Below are 22,037 nucleotides of genomic sequence, written 5' to 3'. Positions count from 1 at the left end.
AGGGCAGAACGACTTGAGACCCCATTCCCACCAAGGGGCCGAACCGGCTCAGACATTCAGCGCAGTCCCTTTAAACAGCGAGGTAGAAAACACCAAGCTGGAGGTAGAGGGCATTGGCAAGAGCTATCGCCGCCGTCAGGTGGTGAAGCACGTGAGCCTGAACGTGCGCCGTGGCGAAGCCGTTGGCCTGCTGGGGCCAAACGGTGCCGGCAAGACCACCTGCTTTTACATGATCACCGGCTTGATCCGCCCGGATCACGGCACGATCTCTCTGGACGGCTTTGACATCACCAAGCTGCCCATGTACCAGCGCGCCCGCCTTGGCATTGGCTACCTGCCTCAGGAAGCCTCCATTTTCCGCGGACTGAGCGTTGAAGAGAACATTCGCGCGGTGCTGGAAGTGGTGGAGCCAAAGCGCAAGAAGCGCGAGGAAGAACTGGACTCACTGCTGGCAGAATTTGGCGTGACCCATTTGCGCAAATCCCCAAGTATTGCGCTTTCCGGCGGTGAACGACGCCGCGTGGAAATTGCCCGTGCTCTGGCCAGTCGCCCCTCTTTCATGCTGCTTGATGAGCCGTTTGCAGGCATTGACCCAATTGCGGTTGGCGACATTCAGCAGCTTGTGCGCCATTTGACCCAGCGCGGCATCGGCGTTCTGATCACCGACCATAACGTGCGCGAAACACTGGGCCTGATTGACCGGGCCTACATCATCGCCGCTGGTGAAGTGTTGACCGAAGGCAAACCTCACACAATTGTAGCGGATCCTGACGTACGCCGTTTATATCTTGGTGAACAATTTACGCTTTAGCCGTAAAGATGGACTAGATTGCTAAGCATGTTTCGTGCCAAATAGCCGGCGAAACAAGAGGACGCGACTTAGCATGGCCCTGACACCCAAGCTAGAGATAAGGCAAAGCCAGCAGCTGGTGATGACACCCCAGCTGATGCAGGCTATCAAATTGCTGCAACTCTCCAGTCTGGACCTTGTTTCCTATGTTGAAAATGAGCTGGAGAGCAACCCCTTTTTAGAGCGAGCTGAGGAGGAGTATCCTTCTTCGGGCGAGGGCAACGAAGCCCCTTCCCTTGACGCAGGCGAGGCCGCCTCAACGCCCTCTGATGACGAAGGCGCTGGCGACTGGATGGAAAGCCAGCTGGAGACCAACCCCGGCGAAATCGCAAGCCGCATGGATGCGGACTTGCAGAACGTCTTCCCCGATGACAATGGCACCCCGCAGACCGTGGACCCCTCGGTGCAAAAGGGCGAACAGTGGCAACCGCCTTCCAACGGCGCAATTTCTTCTGGCGACTACAATCTGGAAGCGTTTGTGGCTGCTGACGTGTCTCTCAAGGATTTTCTGGTTGAACAGATGTCACTTGTGGTCACTTCTGCGGCCGATCAGCTGATCGCCAAGGACCTGATCGATAGCCTGGACGACAGTGGTTACCTTTACATCGATGAGGCGGAAACGGCCGAACGTTTGGGTATCGAACCGGAGCATCTGGACCGCATCATCAAGGCGCTGCAAGCGCTGGAGCCGAGCGGCGTTTTTGCGCGCTCCCTGAACGAATGCCTTGCAATTCAGCTGCGCGAGAAAGACCGCTTTGACCCGGCGATGGAAAAGCTTGTCGAGAACATCGACCTTCTTGCCAAGTATGACATGGCTAGCCTGAAGCGCCTTTGCGAGGTTGACGACGAAGACCTGACGGAGATGATCTACGAGATCAAAGCTCTGAACCCGAAGCCGGGGTCTTCGTTTGGCAGCGAAGCCGTGCAGCCTGTGGTACCAGATGCCATTGTGCGCCCTGGGAATGACGGCGGCTGGGTTGTTGAGCTGAACTCCGAAACCTTGCCTCGGGTGCTGGTGAACCAGAGCTATTATTCGGAAATCAGTACATCCGCCAAAAGTGACGGTGATCTGGCGTATTTCACGGACTGCATTCAGACGGCGAACTGGCTGGTGAAGAGCCTGGACCAACGCGCCAAGACGATCCTGAAGGTGGCCTCTGAGATCGTGCGCCAGCAGGACGGGTTCCTTACCTATGGCGTGCAGCACCTGCGCCCCATGAACCTTAAAACGATCGCGGACGCCATCTCCATGCACGAGTCCACGGTGAGCCGTGTGACCTCAAACAAGTACATCGCCACACCACGCGGTATTTTCGAGCTGAAGTACTTTTTCTCCTCCTCCATCAACGCCACGGAAGGGGGCGACGCGCTCTCTGGAGAAGCGGTGCGTTACAAGATCAAGCAATTGATTGATAACGAAGATCCAAAGGCCATCCTCTCCGACGATACGCTGGTGAAGCTGCTTAAAGAGGACGGTGTGGATATTGCGCGGCGCACAGTGGCAAAATATCGCGAGGCAATGAAAATCCCAAGTTCTGTGCAACGCAGGCGGGAAAAGAAGGCGAAAAGTTAGTTTTTTGGCGGCAAAGCAATCTTTGCTTGCACAAAATGCCCACTAGCGGGCTTGGTTGACTTTTCCTATCCCCCAGATTAGAAGGCCACCGTTAGCCGAATGGCTCGAAAAAGGTGGCACTTTGTTTTTAGCTGGTCCATTGTGTAAGTGTCGGAAGGTTTTCCGTTATTGGATTTGCTTTTCGCCGCTTTGAGTCGTTCCTAACAAATGAGGTTCCCATGACATTGCGTATTTCGGGAAGAAACGTGGACATTGGTGACGCAACGCGCACCCACGTCGAAAACCGGATTGCAGAGGCGCTGGAGAAGTATTACCCGGGCGCATATTCAGGTCATGTGACAATTTCGCGAGAGGGTTCCGGTTTCCGGTCCGAGTGCACATTGAGCCTGAGTACAGGGGTGGTGCTGCAAGTCTCGGGCGAAAGCCAGGATGCTCGACAGAGTTTTGACATAGCGGCAGAACGGATTGAAAAACGTCTGCGGCGCTACAACAGAAAGCTGAAAGCGCATAAAAACGGCGCCCATGCCGACAAGGGCATCTTTGACGCAACTTCGTATGTTCTGGCGGACCCAGAAAGCGAAGAAGAGGTTCCAGAGGATTACAATCCAATTGTAGTCGCCGAGACCTCCGCAAAGGTAAAGACCATGACGGTTGGTATGGCAGTGATGGAACTCGACCTGACTGAAGCACCAGTGGTTATGTTCCGCAACGCCGGCAATGGCGGTGTTAATGTTGTATTCCGCCGCGCTGACGGCAACATCGGCTGGATTGATCCAGGATTGGTGTCCACAGCGGAAGCGGGATAAAACATAGACGCTATTTGCAAAGCCGGAAATTCCGGCTTTGCAGCTTTTCAGGTTCACGGATCGTGAGATGGAGCTGATAGAACTACTCAGTCCAGAGGCAGTTGTTGCAAGCCTCAAGGCCAACAGCAAGAAGCACGCCCTGCAGGAGATAGCCGCTAAAGCCGCTCCAGTTTGCGGGCTCCCAGAACGGGATATCTTTGACACGCTTTTGCAACGCGAGCGCCTAGGCTCAACCGGCGTTGGCAACGGCGTGGCCATTCCGCATGGCAAGTTGCCACAACTTGACAGGCTCTATGGCTTTTTTGCACGTCTGGACAAACCAATTGAATTTGACAGCTTGGATGACCAGCCTGTTGATCTGATCTTTGCTCTGCTGGCCCCAGAAGGTGCCGGTGCAGATCACCTGAAGGCATTGGCACGTGTGGCGCGCATTTTGCGCGATCAGGAAACGGCCGCCAAGCTGAGGGCCACGAAGGACGCGGCGGCGCTGTATTCAATACTGACGCAACCGATCGGCTCTACGAGCTCCGCATAAAACAAAGCCCCGATAACCAACGTTATCGGGGCTTTTCTTTTCCCAAAACTGATAGGACGGGCCCAACCGCGGGCGCCATAACCGCTTTAGTGAAGGCTGACAGTCTTCAGGTCCTGCTCCATTGCATTCGCAATGGCTGCGTCACGGCTGTCGGCCAGAAGAATTGGCGAGCCATTTGCCGACAACAGCGCCCAGACCGGACCGTCCATGCCTTCAATCTCGGCACCCGGGAACATGCGGTGCAGATCTGCTTCGGTTACTTTTTTCACGTAAGCCACTTTGCCGGTGCCCAGTTCTGCCAGAACATCTTTGGCCATGGCAGCGTCATTCGCGAAGGGATCGGTAATCATCGCCTTCTCCTTTGTCTGTCGTCTCGATGGGTACAAAAAGCGTCTGGCTTGCGATCTCAATCGCCAGCTGAAATTTCGATCCTGCGGACAATGCGCTCGGGTTCTGGGCGAGCCAGATCGATGGAAAGCAAGCCATCCCGAAGCTCTGCTCCAAGAATTTCGATGCCTTCCGCAAGCACAAATGTGCGCTGAAACTGACGAGCGGCAATGCCGCGATGCAGATATTGTTTGGTCTTGTCTTCCTGCTGCCGACCGCGGATCACCAATTGGCTTTCTTCCACGGAGACTTCCAACTGGTCGCGCGTGAAACCGGCAACCGCAATTGTGATGCGGATGACATCACTTTTTTCGTCTGAAACTGAAAGACGTTCAATATTGTAGGGCGGGTAGCCGTCGTTGCCACCTTTGCTAACCCGATCAAGCACTCGCTCAATATCGTCGAAGCCCAAAAGAAACGGGCTCGAAAACGCCGACATACGCGTCATCGTCAAAGTCCTTTCTAAAGCGACCTTGGTCCGGACCCACTCTTGGCATCCGGATGTGCAGGACAGCAGCACTGTCTCTGTTCTTTTGGAATATGGCGATAACGGCGGGAGGATTCAAGTTGTGACCACCATTCGCTTGTTTGGCGGCTCAAATCTCTTCAGATCTCCCCGTTTGTTTTGGCCAGCGTGTGGAAAGCTCAGTGCCCGCCCCCCTGCTCATGCCCAATCCGATAGCGCGTGGAACTTCTCCAACTGGTCTGCGCGCAATTTCCCCTCCTCATCACGGCCGAGGAAGATTTTCAGATAGCAATCCCCGTCGGCATTGATGAAATTGATGGAGGCTGATAGCTTGGAGAAGAATGGACGCTTCAAAAACAGGATCGCATGGCAGGCATCTTCCTTGATATGGCCGGAGAACCCGCCCTCGGTTTTCTTCAGATTGTAGTAGCCCCGTGCAAAGGTGCCTCGTGGAAACACCCCCGAGACCTCGAAGATCATGTCGCCCGTGTTGGCTATTGTGGTCACAGCCCCCCACTCCGGGATTTCCTTGATGATCTGCTCGAAATGAGACCCGTCCAGCTCGCGCCACATGTCCTCCGGCAGGCACCTGATGGTATCTGCCACAGACACTTGATGCTCTTTTGCAATGTTCTCCAAGATCCCTGCGGGGTTCTCAGCCAGCTGCTTTTTCAGTTGGTCCAAAACTGTTGTCATGTTGTCTATCCTTGTGTTGGGAAATGTGGCTCAAGTTGGCTGATGGCTGGCGCACCAGAGCCGCAGGGCTGCCTTCAGATTGGTCAAGAGGGTCTGGTGCCAAAAACGGCCAGCGGTGGTGAGCGTAAGTACGGCCTCTCCCTCAACCAGCTGCGCCGCGCGCCAGTTGTCCAGAAGCGGTGTCATGAATTGAAGGAAGCCTTGATCAAGGTGTTCGTTGCTTTCCAGCGCAGCCAGATCGATGCGCATAGACTCCACGCCCGCAGCCAAATGGTTGAGCGGCGTTGCAAGCGCATCGTTTTTTGACAGGGATGCCAAGGGCTTCACACCCCGGTTCACTTGCTCATAGTAGGCCGCCAAGTCCGCATGGTTGGTGTAGCTGAAATTGTTCAAGCCACCCCCGGCACCTGCGCCAAAAGCCAGGCACTGAGCACCGGATTTCAACAAACTGTTGTAGAGGTTCCGCTCTCTGGTGCCGCGCGCCCAATGGCTTGAAGACAATTGCCGCCAGCCACGCGCGGCCAGATACTCTAGCCCGGTTTGGTACATGAGACCCTGCTCCGGGAGGGGCGCAGATGGGCTGATCCTGCCCTTTTTGATGGCCAAGGACAGCGGCGAGCCCGGAAACACGGCCAAGGTGTAAAGATCCACGCCATCCAGCCCCAAGTCCGTTACAGTTTGAAGGTCATGCAGCCACACGTCTGCTGACTGGTCAGGCAAGCCGAGGATGAGGTCACAAATTATGGCAGCGCGGTTTCGGTCCCGCAGGCCTTCGAAGAAGCGAATGGCCTCCTCGCCGGTTGCTTTCCGTCCCTGCCGCCTGCGGACTTGCGTGTTGAAGGACTGGACGCCCGTTGAAAAGCGATTGGCCCCGGCATCCAGACAGGTCTCGATCTTGTCATCATCAAAGTGGTAGATCCGGCCTTCAACAGTGATCTCACAGTCCGCTGCGAGCGGGAAAAGGTCCGTTATGCGACGGATGAGGCGCTGCAAATCCTTTGCGTGCAATGCAGTTGGCGTTCCGCCTCCAAAATAGACGGCATTGATGGGGCCCGACGTGGATGCAAGGGACGAGGCGTCGCGCTCCAACTCCTTGATCAAGGCATTGGTATAAGGGGCGGAATGCGCCTCCTGCCACTTGTTACGATAGAAGCCGCAAAACAGGCAGTGATTGGCGCAGAACGGAACGTGCAGATACATGACCGTTGGCCCAGACCGCCGCTTGGCCTGAAGCTGGGACCAAACATCCTGATGGTCCTCTACAGGGATGTCTGTTCCGGCTGCGCCCGGCATATGCCCGCCGCGACGGGTGAATGCATGCTGAATCGGGTTGCCGGATGTGTTGGCAAATAGCTGCTCAAGCTCGCTTACGCTCATGAATACCTACTGATCAGTTCGGGTTTCACTAGCGGCGGCTGGCTAAATATGAGTTTTTATATCAAGTTATTTCATTTAAAATCCGAAAGCGTAGCGATGCGTTCAAATGACACAGATTTTGTTGACCAGAGACGAGAAAGCCCGGCGCAAAGGCCGGGCTTAGCCACCTCAGGAAGGGCTTGGCTCGCAGATTACGCTGGCTGAAGATTGCCTTCCAGCGCAATGGCCTTACCGGTTTCCGAAGAAAAGAAATGCAGCTTTTCTTTCTTCGCAGCCACTTTGAGGACCGATCCAACCTCAAAGTGTTGTTTACCGGGTGCCCGGACGATGATTTCCTGCCCCGTTTCTCCCAGAGTGGCATGAACATAACTCTCAGCGCCGACTGGCTCGACGGCTGTGACGACGACAGAGAGCATGAGAGGGTCGTTGATAGCACCGTCGCCCTCAATGATGTGAAGGTCTTCCGGGCGAAGACCGAGTATGGCGCTTGTCTCGTTGAGGCTGCAGGTCAGCGACAGGCCCTCCCCGCGGCTCAAGGCCCAGCCTTCTCCGGAGCGCTCGATCTCCATGAGGTTCATGGCGGGAGACCCAATGAAGCTCGCCACGAAGGTGGATGCTGGGTTCTCGTAGACATCGATCGGCGTGCCGATCTGCTCCACCTGGCCGCCGTTGAGCACCACAAGACGGTCCGCAAGCGTCATGGCTTCCAACTGATCGTGGGTGACATAGAGGCTGGTAGTGCCGAGTGACTTTTGCAGCTTCTTGATTTCGATGCGCATCTGAACGCGCAGTTTGGCATCCAGATTTGACAAGGGCTCATCAAACAGGAAGGCAGCAGGCTCACGCACGATGGCCCGGCCCATGGCCACACGTTGACGCTGACCACCAGAAAGGGCCCGTGGCTTTCGGTCCAGATAATCGGCAATCTCCAGGATCCGCGCAGCCTCGCGCACGCGGCGATCTATTTCGGCCTTGCCGATGCCTCGGTTTTTCAGACCATACGCAAGGTTGTTGTAAACCGACATATGCGGGTAGAGCGCATAGTTCTGGAACACCATGGCAATGTCGCGGTCTGCTGGCTCGATTTTGTTGACGACGCGATCGCCAATGGTGACCTCACCATCTGTGATGGTTTCCAGACCTGCAACCATGCGCAACAAGGTGGATTTGCCGCAGCCGGACGGGCCGACGAGCACGATGAACTCGCCATCCTCGATATCGAGCGAGACGCCCTTCACGGCAGAGACCCCGCCAGCGTAGGTTTTGCGAACGTTGTTGAGTGAGATGCCTGCCATTTTATTTCTCGCTTTCCACCAGCCCCTTGACGAACCAGGACTGGAACACGACCACAATGATCACCGGCGGGAGCATGGCCAGCACGGCCAAAGCCATGGCCTGGTTGGTGTCCGGGATCTGCGCCCCGATCCAAACCTGAAGGATTTGCTTCATGCCACGTACAAGGGTGAAGAACGTTTCGTCGGTCGTAATTAGAGTTGGCCAGAGATACTGGTTCCAGCCGTAAACGAACATGATGATGAAGATCGCCGCAATCATGGTCTTGGACAGCGGCACAAGAATATCGATGAAGAACTTGACCGGCCCAGCGCCATCAATTCGCGCCGCCTCCACCAACTCATCCGGTACAGACTTGAAGAACTGCCGGAAGTAGAACGTGCCAGTGGCTGAAGCAATCAGAGGCACGATGAGACCGGAGTAGGAGTTCATCATGCCAAGGCCCTGCACAATTTCGTAGCTTGGCAGAATGCGCACTTCCAGCGGCAGCAGCAGCGTGGAAAAAATGATCCAGAAGAAGAAGGTGCCAAGGGGAAAGCGGAAATACACGATGGCATAGGCCGCCAGCATGGAGATCACGATTTTGCCGATGGCAAAGCCTAGGCCCAGGATCAGAGAGTTCTGGAGCATCGTGAGACCGGTGACGCTCTTGGTAAAGCCACCTGCTTCCGTAAGCACGGCGCGATAGGTCTCTTCGAAGTGACCGCCCCATGTGAGCTGAAGGCCATTCTTGTAGATCGAAACCGCATCATGGGTAGAGGTCATGAAGGCTACGACGACAGGAACAATCATGAACAGCGCGCCGATGATGAGGATCAGGTGATCAAAGATATGTTCACGTTTCATGGAGGCGCTCCTCAATTGTAATGAACGCGGCGTTCGATCATGCGGAACTGCACAACCGTGAGCACGAATACAAGGATCATGAGAATGACCGACTGGGCGGAGGAGCCCCCAAGGTCATTGCCGCGAAAGCCATCAAGGAACACCTTGTAGACCAGTGTGACCGGATTGTTGCCCGGCTCCCCTTTTAGCACGAGATCAATGATGCCGAAGGTGTCAAACAGGGCGTAGGTGATGTTGATGATCAGCAGGAAGAAGCCCGTCGGTGCCAGCAGTGGGAACGTAACGGTCCAGAAGCGGCGTGTGCCGGAGCGGCAATCAATGGCCGCAGCTTCCTGAACGGACTTGGGGACGCTCTGCAAACCAGAGAGAAAGAAGATGAAGTTGATCGGCACCTGCTTCCACACCGAAATGACCACCATTGCAAAGGCTGTATCGTAGTAGTTCACGCCGATCTGCATGTCCCAGCCCAAAAAGCGAGCCATTTCCGAAAGCGGGCCGATGTGCTGGTCAAACAACATGACGCCGATGAGACCGGCAACCGGCGGCGCAATGGCGTAGACCCACATGAGAAGCGTGCGATAGCTGGAGGCCCCACGGATGACGCTGTCGGCTTTCACCGCGAGCAAGAGAGCGATGGCAAGTGAGAAAAATGCCGTAACAGCAGTAAACCCAAGAGTGAAACGCGCCGTTCTTCCATAATCGCTGCTAGAGAGCGCATCAGTGAAGTTGTCGAACCCCACAAAGGTGGCCCCGAAACCAAACGGGTCTTCAAGATAAAACGAGGCGCGGACCGCTTCGGCAGCGGGCCAAAGGAAGAAAACCGCCACGATGACCAACTGCGGCAACAGCAGCATGTATGGCATCAGCGGATTGGCGAACTGTACTCTTTTCATGGGCCTGCCCGGTGTAACTGGGAATTGGCAGCAGAGCCGAGCGGCGGCGGCGCGCTGGCTCTGTTTACCAGAAAACCGAAGGCACACATGGGTGCCTTCGGCCTTGGCTTAAGACGCTGGAACTAAACTTAGCCAGAGGTCTTTGCGAAACGGCCAAGCAGCTTGTTGGACTCTTCTTCGATGGTGTCGAATGCTTCCTCAACAGAAGCTTCGCCGGAGAAGATCTTGCCGTATTCGCGGTTCATTACATCGCGGATCTGGACGTAGAAGCCCATGCGGTAACCCTTGGTGTTCTCACCGCCCGGCAGGGTCAGCTGCTGGATGCCGATTTCGGCCGCTGGGAAACGCTCGTAGTGACCATCCTGCTGAGCCAGCTCGTATGCAGCGTTGGTGATCGGCACGTAGCCGGTTTCCTTGTGCCAGAAGTACTGTACTTCCGGGGATGTCAGGTAGCTGTAGAAGTTCGCAACACAATCGTTTTCAGCCTTTGGCTTGCCGGACATGGCGAACAGAGCCGCGCCACCGATGAAGGTGTTGGTGCCGGTCTCATGCACAGAAGCCCAATATGGCAGGTAAGTTGCGGAGAAGTCGAATTCTGTCGCCTTCATGAGACCACCGAAGGAACCGGAAGAACCGAGCCACATTGCAGCTTCACCTTCCTGGAAAGGCTTCTGGTTGTCAGCCCAACCGGTGCCGTACCAAGCGAACAGGTCTTGATCGAGCCATTCCTTGACCTTTGAGAAGTGAGCCTTGATCGCATCGTTGTTTACGAGGATCTCGGTGCCTTCTGCGCCTTCATAACCGTTTGCATTGGTTGCAAATGGCAGGTCGTGACGAGACATGAAGTTCTCGGTGAAGATCCATGGCAGGTGCGACTGAGTGAGCGGAATGTAACCAGCTTCCTTCAGCTTTGGCGCGATGGCTTCGAACTCTTCCCAAGTCTTTGGAGGCTGAACGCCAGCCTTGTTAAGAGCTTCCTCGTTGTAGTAGAGGATTGGCGTGGAAGAGTTGAACGGCATGCCGATCATCTTGCCGTTGGTGTCGGCGTAGAAGTAGCGAACACCTGCGATGTAGTCGTTGATGTCGAAGTCTGCACCGGCGTCTTTCAGCAGGTCTTCTGCTGGCGTGACAGCGCCTTTCGCGCCGATGATGGTTGCTGCACCAGCATCGAACACCTGAATGATGTTTGGCTGCTCGCCTGCACGGAATGCAGCGATACCAGCGGTCAGGGTCTCCTCGTAGGTGCCCTTGTAAACTGGAGTCAGCTGACAAACGTCCTGAGAGGCGTTGTAGTTTGCAGAGATTTCATTGACGACTTCGCCAAGACGGCCGCCCATGGCATGCCACCAAGAAACTTCGGTTGCTGCGAAAGACGCGGTGGATGTGGTTGCAAGCGCTGCAAAGGCAACAATGCGGGCGGCTGTAGTGCGGTACGACATAACTGAACTCCAGACAGGTAAAATGAAACGCGATCTGTTTCCATCCGCACCCTGAAGATCACCCCTGTCTTCCAATGGATACGGAATGCAGAGGATCTTACCCACCAGGGAAACAACTGAATGACAGTTATTTGAACTTTCAATGAAAATTATCTCCCATTTTTAATAGTACAATATTTACAATATCTTATATGAATATAGCATCGGTCTTGAACCAACTATTCACGATGTATAAAAATGAAACGAATTCATCAAAATGCAATTTGTGCATTTAGTGAAAACAAAAATGTCACCAGCTGTCACATTGCATGACGCCAACGGAACAGAGAGCATGATGATCCGCCCGCCATGCCAGCTCCCGAAAAGGAGTGGTTTGCCTTGCATTTTCCGCTGGTTAGCGGGCAAATGGTTGCCGTGCGCCCCCAGCGCACTATGTTCCCGCTGCACCAAGCACGCTAACCTGCGGACATCATTGGAATTTTCATAGGAATGAAAAGGAAGGTTCACTTGAGCACAAAAACAGCCCTGATGTGGTTCAGGCAAGATCTGCGCCTCAGCGACAACCCTGCGCTGTCAGCGGCGGCTGAAACGGGTGCGGTGCTTCCTGTTTTTATTCTGGAGACTGAAGACGCTGAAGAACATGCGCTTGGCGGCGCTTCAAAAGTGTGGCTTCACCACTCCCTCGCGGCGCTCAACCAATCACTTGATGGTCACCTGATCATTAGAAGCGGCAAGGCAGAGGATGTGCTGGACGAACTCATAGACGAGTTCGGTGCAGACGCGGTGCTCTGGAACCGCTGCTACGAACCGTGGCGCATGGAGCGGGACAAGAGGATCAAGGCCGACCTGAGAGCACGGGACCTTCATTGCGAGAGCTTCAACGCGTCCTTGCTGTGGGAACCTTGGGACATCTTGAAGGCAGACGGAAAGCCCTATCAAGTCTTCACTCCATTTTACCGGAAAGGTTGCCTGCAAAGTCTACCGCCAAGATCGCCGATGAAGGCGCCCGAAGGCTTGAAGTTCGCCGCTGCCCCCGGCGCCGCAACTCAATTGGATGACCTGAACCTTCTGCCCCGGCGGGAGTGGGGGAAGACCATTGCCAGCCATTGGGCGATCGGGGAGAAGGCGGCGCAGTCTCGCCTTGCCGCGTTTTTGGAAAGCGGCATCAACGGCTATAAGGAAGAGCGCAACATCCCGTCCAAGCCGAAAGTTTCGCGCCTGTCGCCGCATTTGCATTTTGGCGAAATTTCCCCGCACCAAGTCTGGGCGGCGGTGCACCACAGAGAAATCGACCGCGATGCAGATCATTTCCTGAGCGAACTTGGCTGGCGGGAGTTTTCCTACAACCTGCTTTACAACAACCCGCAGCTTCCGGAAGAAAACCTGCAGGAAAAGTTCGATGCCTTTCCTTGGCGCACCGACGCAGAAGCGCTTCGCCGCTGGAAGAAGGGCATGACTGGATACCCCCTTGTCGATGCAGGTATGCGGGAACTCTGGCAGACCGGATACATGCACAACCGAATTCGCATGGTTGTTGGGTCATTTCTGGTGAAGAACCTGCTTATGGACTGGCGAGAAGGTGAAAAGCACTTCTGGAATTGCCTGTTTGACGCAGATCTTGCCAATAACAGCGCCAGCTGGCAGTGGATTGCGGGCTGCGGGGCCGATGCTGCGCCATACTTCCGTGTGTTCAATCCGGTTTTGCAAGGGGAAAAGTTCGATCCGGATGGCAGCTACACGCGCCACTATGTGCCGGAGCTGGCAAACTTGCCTGACAAGTTCCTGTTCAAGCCTTGGGATGCACCCGAGCTGGTGCTCAAGGAAGCAGGCATTTCCCTGGGCGAGACCTACCCTCGACCAATCGTTGATGTGAAAGCCTCTCGGGATCGGGCACTGGCGGCGTTCAAAAGCCTTTCAGAAGCGGCGGCTTAGAGCTTCGATCAAGCTGCCGGGCCGGGCAAAAAACAAAAAACCACGCTGCGAATTTCGCTAGCGTGGTTTTTTTGAAATGGTGGAGCTAAGCGGGATCGAACCGCTGACCTCGTGAATGCCATTCACGCGCTCTCCCAACTGAGCTATAGCCCCATTCCACAGGTCGTTCACAGGCTATCACTAGCTTATGAACATCTTCAAGCAGGAGGCTGGTGGAGCTAAGCGGGATCGAACCGCTGACCTCGTGAATGCCATTCACGCGCTCTCCCAACTGAGCTATAGCCCCAGTCGCCTGCCGAACCTCGGGAGGTCCGATGGAGGCGGAACATAGTCGCGCCGCCCCCGATGATCAAGCAGAATAAGTGGCGAAAGCCAAGTTCCTGCACAGTCTGTGGAAATTTTAGCTTTCGTCGTCGTCGCGGCTGACTACGATGCCCGGCACGGCGTTTTCGTCGTCGTCTTCTTCAAGGAAAACATCTTCGTCATCGCCAGTGCTGATTTCCTCATCGTCGATACCAGCATCTTCAAGATCCGGCACATCATCGTCACCAGACACTTCAGCGTCAGCGTCCTCAAGGCTCACAATTTCGGCGCCTTGTGGCTCGAGTACATCTTCTTCTTCCTCGATCTGAACTGCCTGAGCTGCCTTTGCAGTCTTTACTGCAATACCAAGATCAAACACCTCACCACACTTAGGACAGGTGATAGGATCACGGTTCAAGTCGTAGTATTTCGCGCCACATGCTGCACACAGGCGCTTGGTGCCGAGTTCCGGTCTTGCCACGGTTGTCACCTTCGTTTCATTCACTTTGACGAGCCCCATAGCCTTAGCATGCCCGTTCTGTCAAAGATTAATCGCGGAATTGTGCCGAATAAGGTTTATTCAGCATTGAATAATCTCAAGAGTCTCACCCCGAATACAGGGTGACTGCCCTTTTGCGACGTGCTAGGAGGGACTACTTTTTTTCTAGTCGCAACCCCGGAATTGAACATGTCCCACAATTCGTCACCACAAACAGTGACAACAACAAAAAGTGAGGCTCTCAAGGGAAGCATTCGCGTCCCTGGCGACAAATCCATTTCACACCGCTCGCTCATGTTTGGCGCTCTGGCTGTGGGGCAGACCAAAATTGAAGGCCTGCTCGAATCAGAAGACATTCTGGGCACAGCAGGTGCCATGAACGCCGTTGGCGCTGTGTGCAAAAAGCACGATGATGGCACTTGGACCGTTGACGGCGTTGGGCTGGGCAGCCTGATGGAGCCGGAAGCTCCAATCGATTTTGGCAATGCGGGCACCGGCGTGCGCTTGTGCATGGGCATTTTCGCAAGTCACCCAATTGCTGTCACCATGGTTGGCGATGCATCCCTTTCCCGCCGCCCGATGGGCCGGGTGCTGGACCCGCTGCGCGAGATGGGCACGGAAGTGATCGCCCGGCGCGGAGATCGTCTGCCTGCCACCATTCGCGGCGCGCAAACACCACTGCCAACCACCTATCGCGTGCCCATGGCTTCTGCTCAGGTCAAGTCTGCGGTTTTGCTTGCCGGGCTAAACACCCCGGGCACAACGACGGTGATTGAACCTGTCGCAACACGCGACCACACTGAAAAGATGCTGGTCGGCTTTGGCGCGGACCTTAAGGTTGAGATCAACGATGCGGGTGAGCGCGTGATTACGCTGCAGGGCCAGCCTGAACTGAAGCCACAGAACATCACTGTTCCCGGTGACCCCTCTTCTGCGGCGTTTCCGATTGTCGCGGCACTGATCACACCCGGCTCAGACGTGTTGGTTGAAGGCGTGCTGTTGAACGAGCAGCGCATCGGTTTGATCACAACGCTTTTGGAAATGGGCGCTGACATCACCGTTGAAAACGAACGGGAAAGCGGCGGCGAGAAGATTGGCGACATTCGCGCCAAACACTCTGCGCTGAAGGGCGTTACGGTGCCAGCCGAGCGCGCGCCCTCAATGATTGATGAGTACCCAATTCTGTCGATTGCTGCGGCATTTGCGGAAGGGGAAACCCACATGCTGGGCCTTGAGGAACTGCGCGTGAAGGAATCCGACCGCCTTGCAGCGGTTGCCCGCGGCCTTGAGGCAAACAATATCCCATGTGTTGAAGGTGAAGACACGCTGACCGTCACGGGCGGCGCAGCCGGCATCGGCGGCGGCACTGTCGAGACCCATCTCGACCACCGTATCGCCATGAGCTTTCTCGTTCTGGGACTGGCTGCAGACAAGCCCGTCACCGTCGATGACGCAGCGCCGATTGCGACGAGCTTTCCAACGTTCCTACCACTCTTGAAGGAACTCGGCGGCAAGCTGTCTGTACAGGGAGAGAATGCGTTATGATCATTGCTCTTGATGGACCGGCCGCGTCAGGCAAAGGCACGCTGGCACGGCAAATTGCTTCCCACTACGGCTTGCGCCATTTGGACACCGGCCTGACTTACCGCGCTGTTGCAGCTGCTTTGCTGGCCCGTGGCTTGCCACTGGGGGATGAAGAGGTTGCCATTTCCGTGGCGCGAAATCTGGATCTTGGCCATCTGGATCGCGGTCAGCTTTCAGCGCACGAGATCGGCGAAGCGGCCTCTCGTATTGCCGTTTTGAGCGGCCTGCGCGAGGAGCTTGTCGTCCTGCAACGCAAGTTTGCCGAGGATGGCGAAGGCGCCGTTCTTGATGGCCGCGACATTGGCACCGTTGTATGTCCAAACGCTACGGCGAAACTGTTCATCACCGCCTCTGCGGAAGCGCGCGCGCGCCGACGTACAGACGAGATGCTGGGCAAAGGTTTCGAAGTTGATTTTGATGAAATTCTTGTTGACTTGAAGCGCCGGGATGAGCGCGACGAGACCCGCAAGGACTCTCCATTGAAGCCAGCTGCAGATGCCCACTTGCTTGATACGACAGAAATGGATATAGAGTCGGCGTTCAATGCGGCTGTGGATATCATAGAAACCGCGCGGAAATCCTAAGCTTTTTCTGGAAAGCAGAAGTTTGAGCGTTTGTTTGGTCGCCCGACCGCATTACAGACAATTGGAGTCTTGCATCCCGCCCTCGCCGGCCCGCTTTTTATAAGCGGTTGTTTCCCAACACCTTTTGGGAAGCCGGGCTACTTGACTCCCTTTACATCAACACTAACCCGCCGGCGACGCCATAGCTTATGGCACCAGGAGTTTTTATGGAAAACATGAACGCAGCTGCTGAAGATTTTGCGGCCCTGTTGGAAGAATCATTTGCCACTTCCGACGTTTATGAAGGTACCGTGGTCAAGGGCACAGTTGTTGCCATTGAAAAAGATCTCGCAGTTATCGACGTAGGTCTCAAAGTAGAAGGCCGCGTCCCACTCAAGGAATTCGGCGCTAAGGCTCGCGACAGCGAAATGAGCGTTGGCGACGAAGTTGAAGTTTACCTTGAGCGCGTTGAAAACGCTCTCGGCGAAGCTGTTCTGTCCCGTGACAAAGCGCGCCGTGAAGAAAGCTGGGTTCGTCTGGAAGTTGCTTTCGAAGCAGGCGAAAAGGTTACCGGTCAGATCTTCAACCAGGTCAAGGGTGGTTTCACCGTGGATCTGGATGGCGCCGTTGCCTTCCTTCCACGCTCTCAGGTGGACATCCGTCCAGTGCGCGACGTGACTCCGCTGATGCACAACGCTCAGCCATTCCAGATCCTGAAGATGGACAAGCGTCGTGGCAACATCGTCGTTTCCCGTCGTACTGTTCTGGAAGAGACCCGCGCAGAGCAGCGTTCTGAGCTGGTACAGAGCCTTGAAGAAGGTCAGACCGTTGAGGGTGTTGTTAAGAACATCACCGATTACGGTGCATTCGTTGACCTCGGCGGTATCGACGGCCTGCTGCACGTTACCGACATTGCATGGCGCCGCATTAACCACCCAAGCGAAGTTCTGACAATCGGTCAGACCGTGAAGGTTCAGGTTATCCGCGTGAACCAGGAAACCCATCGCATCAGCCTCGGCATGAAGCAGCTCGAGACCGATCCATGGGAAGGCATCGACGCAAAGTACCCGCTGAACGCAAAGTTCTCCGGTCGCGTGACCAACATCACCGACTACGGCGCATTCGTCGAGCTGGAACCAGGCATCGAAGGTCTGATCCACGTTTCCGAAATGTCTTGGACCAAGAAGAACGTACACCCAGGCAAGATCGTTTCTACTTCTCAGGAAGTGGAAGTGGTTGTTCTGGAAGTGGACGCTTCCAAGCGCCGCATTTCTCTGGGCCTCAAGCAGACCCTTCAGAACCCATGGGAAGCCTTCGCTGAGAAGTTCCCTGTCAACGCTGAAGTCGAAGGCGAAGTCAAGAACAAGACTGAATTCGGTCTGTTCATCGGCCTCGAAGGCGACGTTGACGGCATGGTTCACCTCTCCGACCTCGACTGGAACCGTCCAGGCGAACAGGTTATCGAAGAGTACAAGAAGGGTGATGTTGTCAAGGCGATCGTTCTCGACGTTGACGTTGAAAAAGAACGCATCTCCCTCGGCATCAAGCAGCTCGGCTCCGATCCGTTTGAAGCAGCAGCTGGCGACGTCCGTAAGGGCGCGGTTGTGAACTGTGAAGTAATCGAGATCAAGGACGGCGGTCTGGAAGTCAAGATTGCAGACAGCGACCTGACTGCATTCGTACGCCGCGCCGACCTGTCCCGTGAACGCAACGAACAGGATCCAGCACGCTTCAACGTTGGTGACAAGTTTGAAGCTCGCATTACCCAGTTCGACAAGAAGACCCGCCGCGTAGGCGTTTCCATCAAGGCGCTCGAAATCGCCGAAGAAAAGGAAGCGGTTGCACAGTACGGTTCTTCCGAAGCTGGCTCTTCTCTCGGCGACATCCTCGCTGCAGCGATGAAGGCACGCGACGAAGACTAATAGGATCCTTTAGTGATCTGAGAGAAAGCCCGGCCGTCTGGCCGGGCTTTTTTTGTGGCACATTGGACCGCTCGGCACAGATTGCATCGCGACCTGTGACGCCCGGCCAGAGCCCACGCCCGCAGCGCAAATGATCCGGTGCAACTTAGCCGCAGGATACCCACTAGATTTATTTCAATTCATCTATTACCCCTAGGATCAAACGCTACGTTGCTTACAAGAACAGAACACTTGCGGGGAAGTCACTGTCATGTTGGGGGAAGTGAAGCACGTTCCATTTGGTGAACGGGGCTTGGACAAAGCTGCGCACTCTGAAAAAACTCAGATCAATTCATCTATCGCGAGGCAAATTGTAGAACGGGCCATGAAGATCATCCCGTTTTCAGTGAACGTGATGGACGGGAATGGCCTGATCATCGGGTCCGGCGATCCGAGCCGCCTACACCAGCGCCATGAGGGCGCGCTGCTGGCCATTAACGACAACCGCACGGTTGATATTGATGCAGCAACTGCGCAGCACCTGACAGGCGTGCGCCCGGGCGTAAACATCCCCATTCTGTTTCAAGAAGCCCCCATCGGCGTGGTTGGTATTTCCGGACCGCCGGAGCAGGTTCGCCGCTACGCCGAGCTGGTGAAGATGGCCGCCGAACTGATCATCGAGCAAGCGTCGCTGTTGAACCATGTTGAATGGGACAAGCGTCACCGCGAAGAGCTGGTCCTGCAACTGGTGCAAGGCCCAGACCTGCATGAAATGCACTTGCGCACCATAGCCGAGCGGCTGGGCATAGATCTATCCCAACCCCGGATCGCCAGCATTGTGCGCGTCCTTCCGGCCCCAGGTCAGGAGCTTTCTCTGGACCACTTGCAAAGGCTTGTGCATTTGCTGGAGTTTCCTGAGCGCAACAATCTGGTTGGCATTTCTTCAGTTGCGCGCAACGAAGTCATCGTTCTCAAGCCGATTACGTTGAATCGAACCGGATGGTCTCAGGAACTGGAGCGCGAGCGGGTCGCCAAGCTGATGGAGCGCGTCCGGCGCGAGACGGACTTTGAAATCCGCATTGCGCTTGGAGGGTTCTTTCAAGGCCTTTCCGGACTGTCTCGGTCCTATGAAACCGCCAAGGCAACGCTTGAGGCGGTTTCAGACGCAGATGCCCACAATGCAGGGCATATGCTGTTTTATCATGATCACACCCTTGCGGTTCTGATCAATGGCTTGTCCGGGCGCAACTGGCGTGGTGCGGAGCTGTGTCGCCCCATCCGTGCTCTGGAAGGCAAGGACGTGTTGCTTGAGACGCTGGCCTGCTTTTTCCGCAACAACGAAGACCACATCAGCGTCTGCGCGGAACTTGGGATACACCGCAACTCATTGCGTTATCGCCTGAAGCGCATTGAAGAGGAAACCGGGCTCAACCTCTACAATATTGCTGACAAGACAAGGCTTTACTTGGCCATGCTGCATCAAGGCTAAGCAAAAGCACGTCGTGCACTTGCACAAGAATTCCTCTGAAATCTTACAGATTCTCTGTGTGCGCGCCTAAAGCAATGGGTGGCAGCCGAGCGTAGATTTTGCCCTGCATTCTTAAAAACTGGGAGCAGATTATGGTGGAGGTTTCTACCCTTGGGGCATTGGTCGCGCTGACGATCGCAATTGTCCTGATCCTCAAACGCGTGTCACCGGCTTACGGCATGATCATTGGCGCGCTTGTCGGCGGTCTCGTGGGCGGCGTCGACCTGTCCGGCACTGTGTCGTTGATGATTGGCGGTGCACAGGGCATCACAACATCCGTACTGCGTATTCTGGCCGCTGGCGTACTGGCCGGTGTGCTGATTGAATCTGGCGCAGCCACATCCATCGCGGAAACAATTGTAAAACGAGTCGGCGAGACCCGTGCCCTGCTGGCACTGGCGATTGCCACCATGATCCTGACTGCCGTGGGCGTTTTCGTCGACGTGGCCGTGATCACGGTTTCCCCGATTGCTCTGGCAGTGGCCCGGCGCGCTGACCTGTCCAAGATGGCGGTTCTTCTTGCCATGATCGGCGGCGGCAAGGCGGGTAACGTGATGTCTCCAAACCCGAACGCCATTGCGGCTGCAGATGCCTTCAACGTGCCGCTGACCACTGTCATGGCAGCTGGCGTCATCCCGGGCCTTTGCGGTCTGGTGGCAGCCTATTTCATTGCTCAAAGCCTGCGCACCAAGGGTGGCATGGTGCAAGAGCATGAAGTTGTGTCCGTAGACTACAGCGAACTGCCGAGCTTCAGTGCTTCACTTGTGGCCCCGCTTGTTGCGATCGTGCTTCTGGCGCTGCGTCCGTTCGCCGGTATCAGCGTTGACCCGCTGATTGCGTTGCCTCTGGGTGGTGTGCTTGGTGCCGTTGCCATGGGCCGTGCCCGCGAAACAAATGCCTTTGCCGTTTCCGGATTGTCTCGCATGGCGCCTGTGGCCATCATGCTGCTGGGTACCGGTACGCTGGCTGGCATCATCGCCAACTCCGGTCTCAAGACCGGCCTGATTGACGTGCTTGCCGCCTCTGGCTTGCCTTCCTACCTTCTTGCCCCGATTTCCGGTGCAACCATGTCACTTGCGACGGCATCCACCACGGCTGGTACGGCAGTTGCCTCCAACGTCTTCGGGCCAACCATCATGGAACTGGGCGTTGCCTCGCTTGCAGGTGCAGCCATGATGCATGCAGGTGCGACGGTTCTGGACCACATGCCTCACGGCAGTTTCTTCCATGCCACCGGCGGTGCTGTGTACATGGACATCAAAGAACGCCTTAAGCTGTTGCCATACGAATCTGCCGTTGGTCTGACGATTGCGGTCATCTCAACCCTGATCTTCGGCGTCTTTGGTTTCTTTGTGTGAGTTTCAAATCATGAAAATTGTAATCGCACCCGATTCCTTCAAAGAAAGCCTGACGGCGATGGAAGTCGCCGAGGCCATTGAAGAGGGCTTTCGGGAGATTTTCCCGGATGTCGACTACCTCAAGCTACCTGTGGCTGACGGCGGCGAAGGCACTGTTCAGTCCATGGTTGACGCATCCAACGGCCGGATAGTCGAAAAAACCGTCACGGGCCCGTTGGGAACACCTGTCAAAGCCTTCTTTGGCCTGATGGGCAACGGCAAGACAGCGGTAGTCGAAATGGCCGCCGCCTCCGGCCTGCACCTTGTTCCCCAAGATCAGAGGGACCCATTGGTCACATCGACCTTTGGGACAGGCGAACTGGTCAAGACTGCTCTCGATGAGGGCGTGGAACACATCATTGTTGGCATTGGTGGCAGTGCCACCAATGACGGCGGATTGGGCATGGCGCAGGCTCTGGGCGTGCGGATGCTTGATGATGATGGCGTCGAGTTACCTGCTGGCGGTGGCGCACTGCGAAGTCTGGCGCGCATAGACATCTCTGGTGTGGATCCGCGACTGGCAGGTGTGCGGCTGGAGGTGGCATGTGATGTCACCAACCCTCTGTGCGGTCCAAACGGTGCCTCACATGTCTTTGGCCCGCAAAAAGGGGCCTCACCGCAAGTCGCGCAAGAACTCGACGGCTACCTCGCGCACTATGCCGCCGTCATGAAAGACCAGCTGGGCCAAGACGTGAAAGACGTTCCTGGTGCTGGCGCTGCGGGCGGCCTTGGTGCGGCGTTCATGGGTCTGTTCAATGCTGTGCTGCGACCTGGCATTGACATTGTGATGGATGCGGTGCGCTTGGCTGAGGCTGTGAAGGATGCGGATCTAGTAATCACCGGAGAAGGCCGCATCGACAGCCAGACCATCAACGGCAAAACGCCCATGGGCGTGGCCCGTATCGCCAAAGCAGCCAACAAGCCGGTCATTGGCATTGCTGGCTGCCTGACCACAGACAGCCATGTGGTCCATGATCATGGTATCGACGCGATCTTCAGCGTCGTGCCCCGTTCTGTCTCACTACAAGAGGCCTTGACGGAAGCGAAGTTCAACGTGACTCAGACCGCGCGCAACGTTGCCGCAGTGATGGCTCTCTCCCAAGGCCATTCCTAAGTCGGCATTTCCCGTCAAGACTCGCTCGCGAAAACCCGGCTTCACGCCGGGTTAT

General features: G+C 55.8%; 20 protein-coding genes and 2 tRNA genes. 11 read left to right on the top strand and 11 right to left on the bottom strand.

The window, feature by feature from the left end:
• Positions 1–13 precede the first annotated feature (13 nt).
• The 4 genes from lptB to ptsN all read left to right on the top strand — a co-directional run bounded on the left by lptB (position 14) and on the right by ptsN (position 3,764).
• Positions 14–811, top strand: coding sequence for an LPS export ABC transporter ATP-binding protein (gene lptB, locus PUV47_RS07760; protein WP_274217947.1), 798 nt, complete (start codon positions 14–16; stop codon positions 809–811).
• A 73-nt stretch (positions 812–884) separates the two neighbouring features.
• Positions 885–2,423, top strand: coding sequence for an RNA polymerase factor sigma-54 (rpoN, locus tag PUV47_RS07755; protein WP_274217946.1), 1,539 nt, complete (start codon positions 885–887; stop codon positions 2,421–2,423).
• A gap of 218 nt (positions 2,424–2,641) precedes the next feature.
• Positions 2,642–3,229: a ribosome hibernation-promoting factor, HPF/YfiA family gene (gene hpf / locus PUV47_RS07750; protein ID WP_274217945.1), complete on the top strand. Its 588-nt coding sequence runs from the start codon at positions 2,642–2,644 to the stop codon at positions 3,227–3,229.
• Positions 3,230–3,296: 67 nt separating this feature from the next.
• Positions 3,297–3,764 carry a PTS IIA-like nitrogen regulatory protein PtsN gene (gene ptsN / locus PUV47_RS07745; RefSeq protein WP_274217944.1) on the top strand — a complete coding sequence of 156 codons (468 nt, stop codon included), beginning with the start codon at positions 3,297–3,299 and terminating at the stop codon, positions 3,762–3,764.
• Between the two features lie 86 nt (positions 3,765–3,850).
• Here the strand turns inward: ptsN and PUV47_RS07740 are convergent, their stop codons facing one another.
• From PUV47_RS07740 to PUV47_RS07705, 8 genes are all read right to left on the bottom strand, one after another.
• Positions 3,851–4,114, bottom strand: a complete 264-nt coding sequence (locus tag PUV47_RS07740) for a DUF1150 domain-containing protein (RefSeq protein WP_274217943.1) — start codon at positions 4,112–4,114, stop codon at positions 3,851–3,853.
• 56 nt (positions 4,115–4,170) lie between these two features.
• A complete protein-coding gene (locus tag PUV47_RS07735; protein ID WP_274217942.1) occupies positions 4,171–4,599 on the bottom strand; it encodes an Hsp20 family protein in 429 nt (142 codons plus the stop codon).
• Positions 4,600–4,815: 216 nt separating this feature from the next.
• Complete coding sequence (gene hutX, locus PUV47_RS07730; RefSeq protein WP_274217941.1) at positions 4,816–5,313, bottom strand: heme utilization cystosolic carrier protein HutX; 498 nt, start codon at positions 5,311–5,313, stop codon at positions 4,816–4,818.
• A 30-nt stretch (positions 5,314–5,343) separates the two neighbouring features.
• Complete coding sequence (gene hutW / locus PUV47_RS07725) at positions 5,344–6,690, bottom strand: heme anaerobic degradation radical SAM methyltransferase ChuW/HutW (protein ID WP_274217940.1); 1,347 nt, start codon at positions 6,688–6,690, stop codon at positions 5,344–5,346.
• A 191-nt stretch (positions 6,691–6,881) separates the two neighbouring features.
• Positions 6,882–7,985 (bottom strand): sn-glycerol-3-phosphate import ATP-binding protein UgpC, encoded by a 1,104-nt coding sequence (locus PUV47_RS07720; protein ID WP_274217939.1) that lies wholly within the window; start codon positions 7,983–7,985, stop codon positions 6,882–6,884.
• Between the two features lies 1 nt (position 7,986).
• A complete protein-coding gene (gene ugpE / locus PUV47_RS07715; RefSeq protein ID WP_274217938.1) occupies positions 7,987–8,829 on the bottom strand; it encodes a sn-glycerol-3-phosphate ABC transporter permease UgpE in 843 nt (280 codons plus the stop codon).
• An 11-nt stretch (positions 8,830–8,840) separates the two neighbouring features.
• Positions 8,841–9,722 carry an ABC transporter permease subunit gene (locus tag PUV47_RS07710; protein ID WP_274217937.1) on the bottom strand — a complete coding sequence of 294 codons (882 nt, stop codon included), beginning with the start codon at positions 9,720–9,722 and terminating at the stop codon, positions 8,841–8,843.
• A gap of 128 nt (positions 9,723–9,850) precedes the next feature.
• Positions 9,851–11,161 carry an extracellular solute-binding protein gene (locus PUV47_RS07705; RefSeq protein WP_274217936.1) on the bottom strand — a complete coding sequence of 437 codons (1,311 nt, stop codon included), beginning with the start codon at positions 11,159–11,161 and terminating at the stop codon, positions 9,851–9,853.
• A 507-nt stretch (positions 11,162–11,668) separates the two neighbouring features.
• Between PUV47_RS07705 and PUV47_RS07700 the strand changes: the two genes are divergently transcribed.
• Positions 11,669–13,093, top strand: coding sequence for a deoxyribodipyrimidine photo-lyase (locus PUV47_RS07700; protein WP_337994497.1), 1,425 nt, complete (start codon positions 11,669–11,671; stop codon positions 13,091–13,093).
• 77 nt (positions 13,094–13,170) lie between these two features.
• Here PUV47_RS07700 and PUV47_RS07695 read toward each other — a convergent pair.
• The 3 genes from PUV47_RS07695 to PUV47_RS07685 all read right to left on the bottom strand — a co-directional run bounded on the left by PUV47_RS07695 (position 13,171) and on the right by PUV47_RS07685 (position 13,901).
• A tRNA-Ala gene (locus PUV47_RS07695) sits at positions 13,171–13,246 on the bottom strand.
• 57 nt (positions 13,247–13,303) lie between these two features.
• Positions 13,304–13,379, bottom strand: a tRNA-Ala gene (locus PUV47_RS07690).
• 114 nt (positions 13,380–13,493) lie between these two features.
• A complete protein-coding gene (locus PUV47_RS07685) occupies positions 13,494–13,901 on the bottom strand; it encodes a TIGR02300 family protein (protein ID WP_274217935.1) in 408 nt (135 codons plus the stop codon).
• A 183-nt stretch (positions 13,902–14,084) separates the two neighbouring features.
• Here PUV47_RS07685 and aroA point away from each other — a divergent pair, with 183 nt between their 5' ends.
• From aroA to PUV47_RS07655, 6 genes are all read left to right on the top strand, one after another.
• Positions 14,085–15,440, top strand: a complete 1,356-nt coding sequence (gene aroA / locus PUV47_RS07680) for a 3-phosphoshikimate 1-carboxyvinyltransferase (RefSeq protein WP_274217934.1) — start codon at positions 14,085–14,087, stop codon at positions 15,438–15,440.
• Complete coding sequence (gene cmk / locus PUV47_RS07675) at positions 15,437–16,063, top strand: (d)CMP kinase (RefSeq protein ID WP_274217933.1); 627 nt, start codon at positions 15,437–15,439, stop codon at positions 16,061–16,063. The genes aroA and cmk overlap by 4 nt, the downstream gene beginning before the upstream one ends.
• 206 nt (positions 16,064–16,269) lie before the next feature.
• Positions 16,270–17,964 carry a 30S ribosomal protein S1 gene (rpsA, locus tag PUV47_RS07670; RefSeq protein ID WP_274217932.1) on the top strand — a complete coding sequence of 565 codons (1,695 nt, stop codon included), beginning with the start codon at positions 16,270–16,272 and terminating at the stop codon, positions 17,962–17,964.
• A 250-nt stretch (positions 17,965–18,214) separates the two neighbouring features.
• A complete protein-coding gene (locus PUV47_RS07665; protein ID WP_274217931.1) occupies positions 18,215–19,432 on the top strand; it encodes a sugar diacid recognition domain-containing protein in 1,218 nt (405 codons plus the stop codon).
• 131 nt (positions 19,433–19,563) lie between these two features.
• The gene (locus PUV47_RS07660; protein ID WP_274217930.1) at positions 19,564–20,829 is read left to right on the top strand and encodes a GntP family permease; all 1,266 of its coding nucleotides are present in this window, start codon (positions 19,564–19,566) and stop codon (positions 20,827–20,829) included.
• A gap of 10 nt (positions 20,830–20,839) precedes the next feature.
• Positions 20,840–21,982: a glycerate kinase gene (locus tag PUV47_RS07655; protein WP_274217929.1), complete on the top strand. Its 1,143-nt coding sequence runs from the start codon at positions 20,840–20,842 to the stop codon at positions 21,980–21,982.
• Positions 21,983–22,037 lie beyond the last annotated feature (55 nt).

Origin of the sequence: Pseudovibrio exalbescens (assembly GCF_028737195.1) — a bacterium.
Lineage (GTDB): Bacteria > Pseudomonadota > Alphaproteobacteria > Rhizobiales > Stappiaceae > Pseudovibrio > Pseudovibrio zosterae.
This window is presented reverse-complemented; position numbering and strand designations above follow the sequence as displayed.

What these genes read in the sequence shown, in the direction of transcription:
- rpoN (WP_274217946.1), top strand. Translation starts at nt 885, where the DNA reads ATGGCCCTGACACCCAAGCTAGAGATAAGGCAAAGCCAGCAGCTGGTG.
- PUV47_RS07720 (WP_274217939.1), bottom strand. Translation starts at nt 7,985, where the DNA reads ATGGCAGGCATCTCACTCAACAACGTTCGCAAAACCTACGCTGGCGGG.
- PUV47_RS07665 (WP_274217931.1), top strand. Translation starts at nt 18,215, where the DNA reads ATGTTGGGGGAAGTGAAGCACGTTCCATTTGGTGAACGGGGCTTGGAC.
- PUV47_RS07740 (WP_274217943.1), bottom strand. Translation starts at nt 4,114, where the DNA reads ATGATTACCGATCCCTTCGCGAATGACGCTGCCATGGCCAAAGATGTT.
- PUV47_RS07735 (WP_274217942.1), bottom strand. Translation starts at nt 4,599, where the DNA reads ATGACGCGTATGTCGGCGTTTTCGAGCCCGTTTCTTTTGGGCTTCGAC.
- hutX (WP_274217941.1), bottom strand. Translation starts at nt 5,313, where the DNA reads ATGACAACAGTTTTGGACCAACTGAAAAAGCAGCTGGCTGAGAACCCC.
- cmk (WP_274217933.1), top strand. Translation starts at nt 15,437, where the DNA reads ATGATCATTGCTCTTGATGGACCGGCCGCGTCAGGCAAAGGCACGCTG.
- aroA (WP_274217934.1), top strand. Translation starts at nt 14,085, where the DNA reads ATGTCCCACAATTCGTCACCACAAACAGTGACAACAACAAAAAGTGAG.
- ptsN (WP_274217944.1), top strand. Translation starts at nt 3,297, where the DNA reads ATGGAGCTGATAGAACTACTCAGTCCAGAGGCAGTTGTTGCAAGCCTC.
- PUV47_RS07660 (WP_274217930.1), top strand. Translation starts at nt 19,564, where the DNA reads ATGGTGGAGGTTTCTACCCTTGGGGCATTGGTCGCGCTGACGATCGCA.
- PUV47_RS07705 (WP_274217936.1), bottom strand. Translation starts at nt 11,161, where the DNA reads ATGTCGTACCGCACTACAGCCGCCCGCATTGTTGCCTTTGCAGCGCTT.
- ugpE (WP_274217938.1), bottom strand. Translation starts at nt 8,829, where the DNA reads ATGAAACGTGAACATATCTTTGATCACCTGATCCTCATCATCGGCGCG.
- rpsA (WP_274217932.1), top strand. Translation starts at nt 16,270, where the DNA reads ATGGAAAACATGAACGCAGCTGCTGAAGATTTTGCGGCCCTGTTGGAA.
- PUV47_RS07655 (WP_274217929.1), top strand. Translation starts at nt 20,840, where the DNA reads ATGAAAATTGTAATCGCACCCGATTCCTTCAAAGAAAGCCTGACGGCG.
- PUV47_RS07710 (WP_274217937.1), bottom strand. Translation starts at nt 9,722, where the DNA reads ATGAAAAGAGTACAGTTCGCCAATCCGCTGATGCCATACATGCTGCTG.
- hutW (WP_274217940.1), bottom strand. Translation starts at nt 6,690, where the DNA reads ATGAGCGTAAGCGAGCTTGAGCAGCTATTTGCCAACACATCCGGCAAC.
- hpf (WP_274217945.1), top strand. Translation starts at nt 2,642, where the DNA reads ATGACATTGCGTATTTCGGGAAGAAACGTGGACATTGGTGACGCAACG.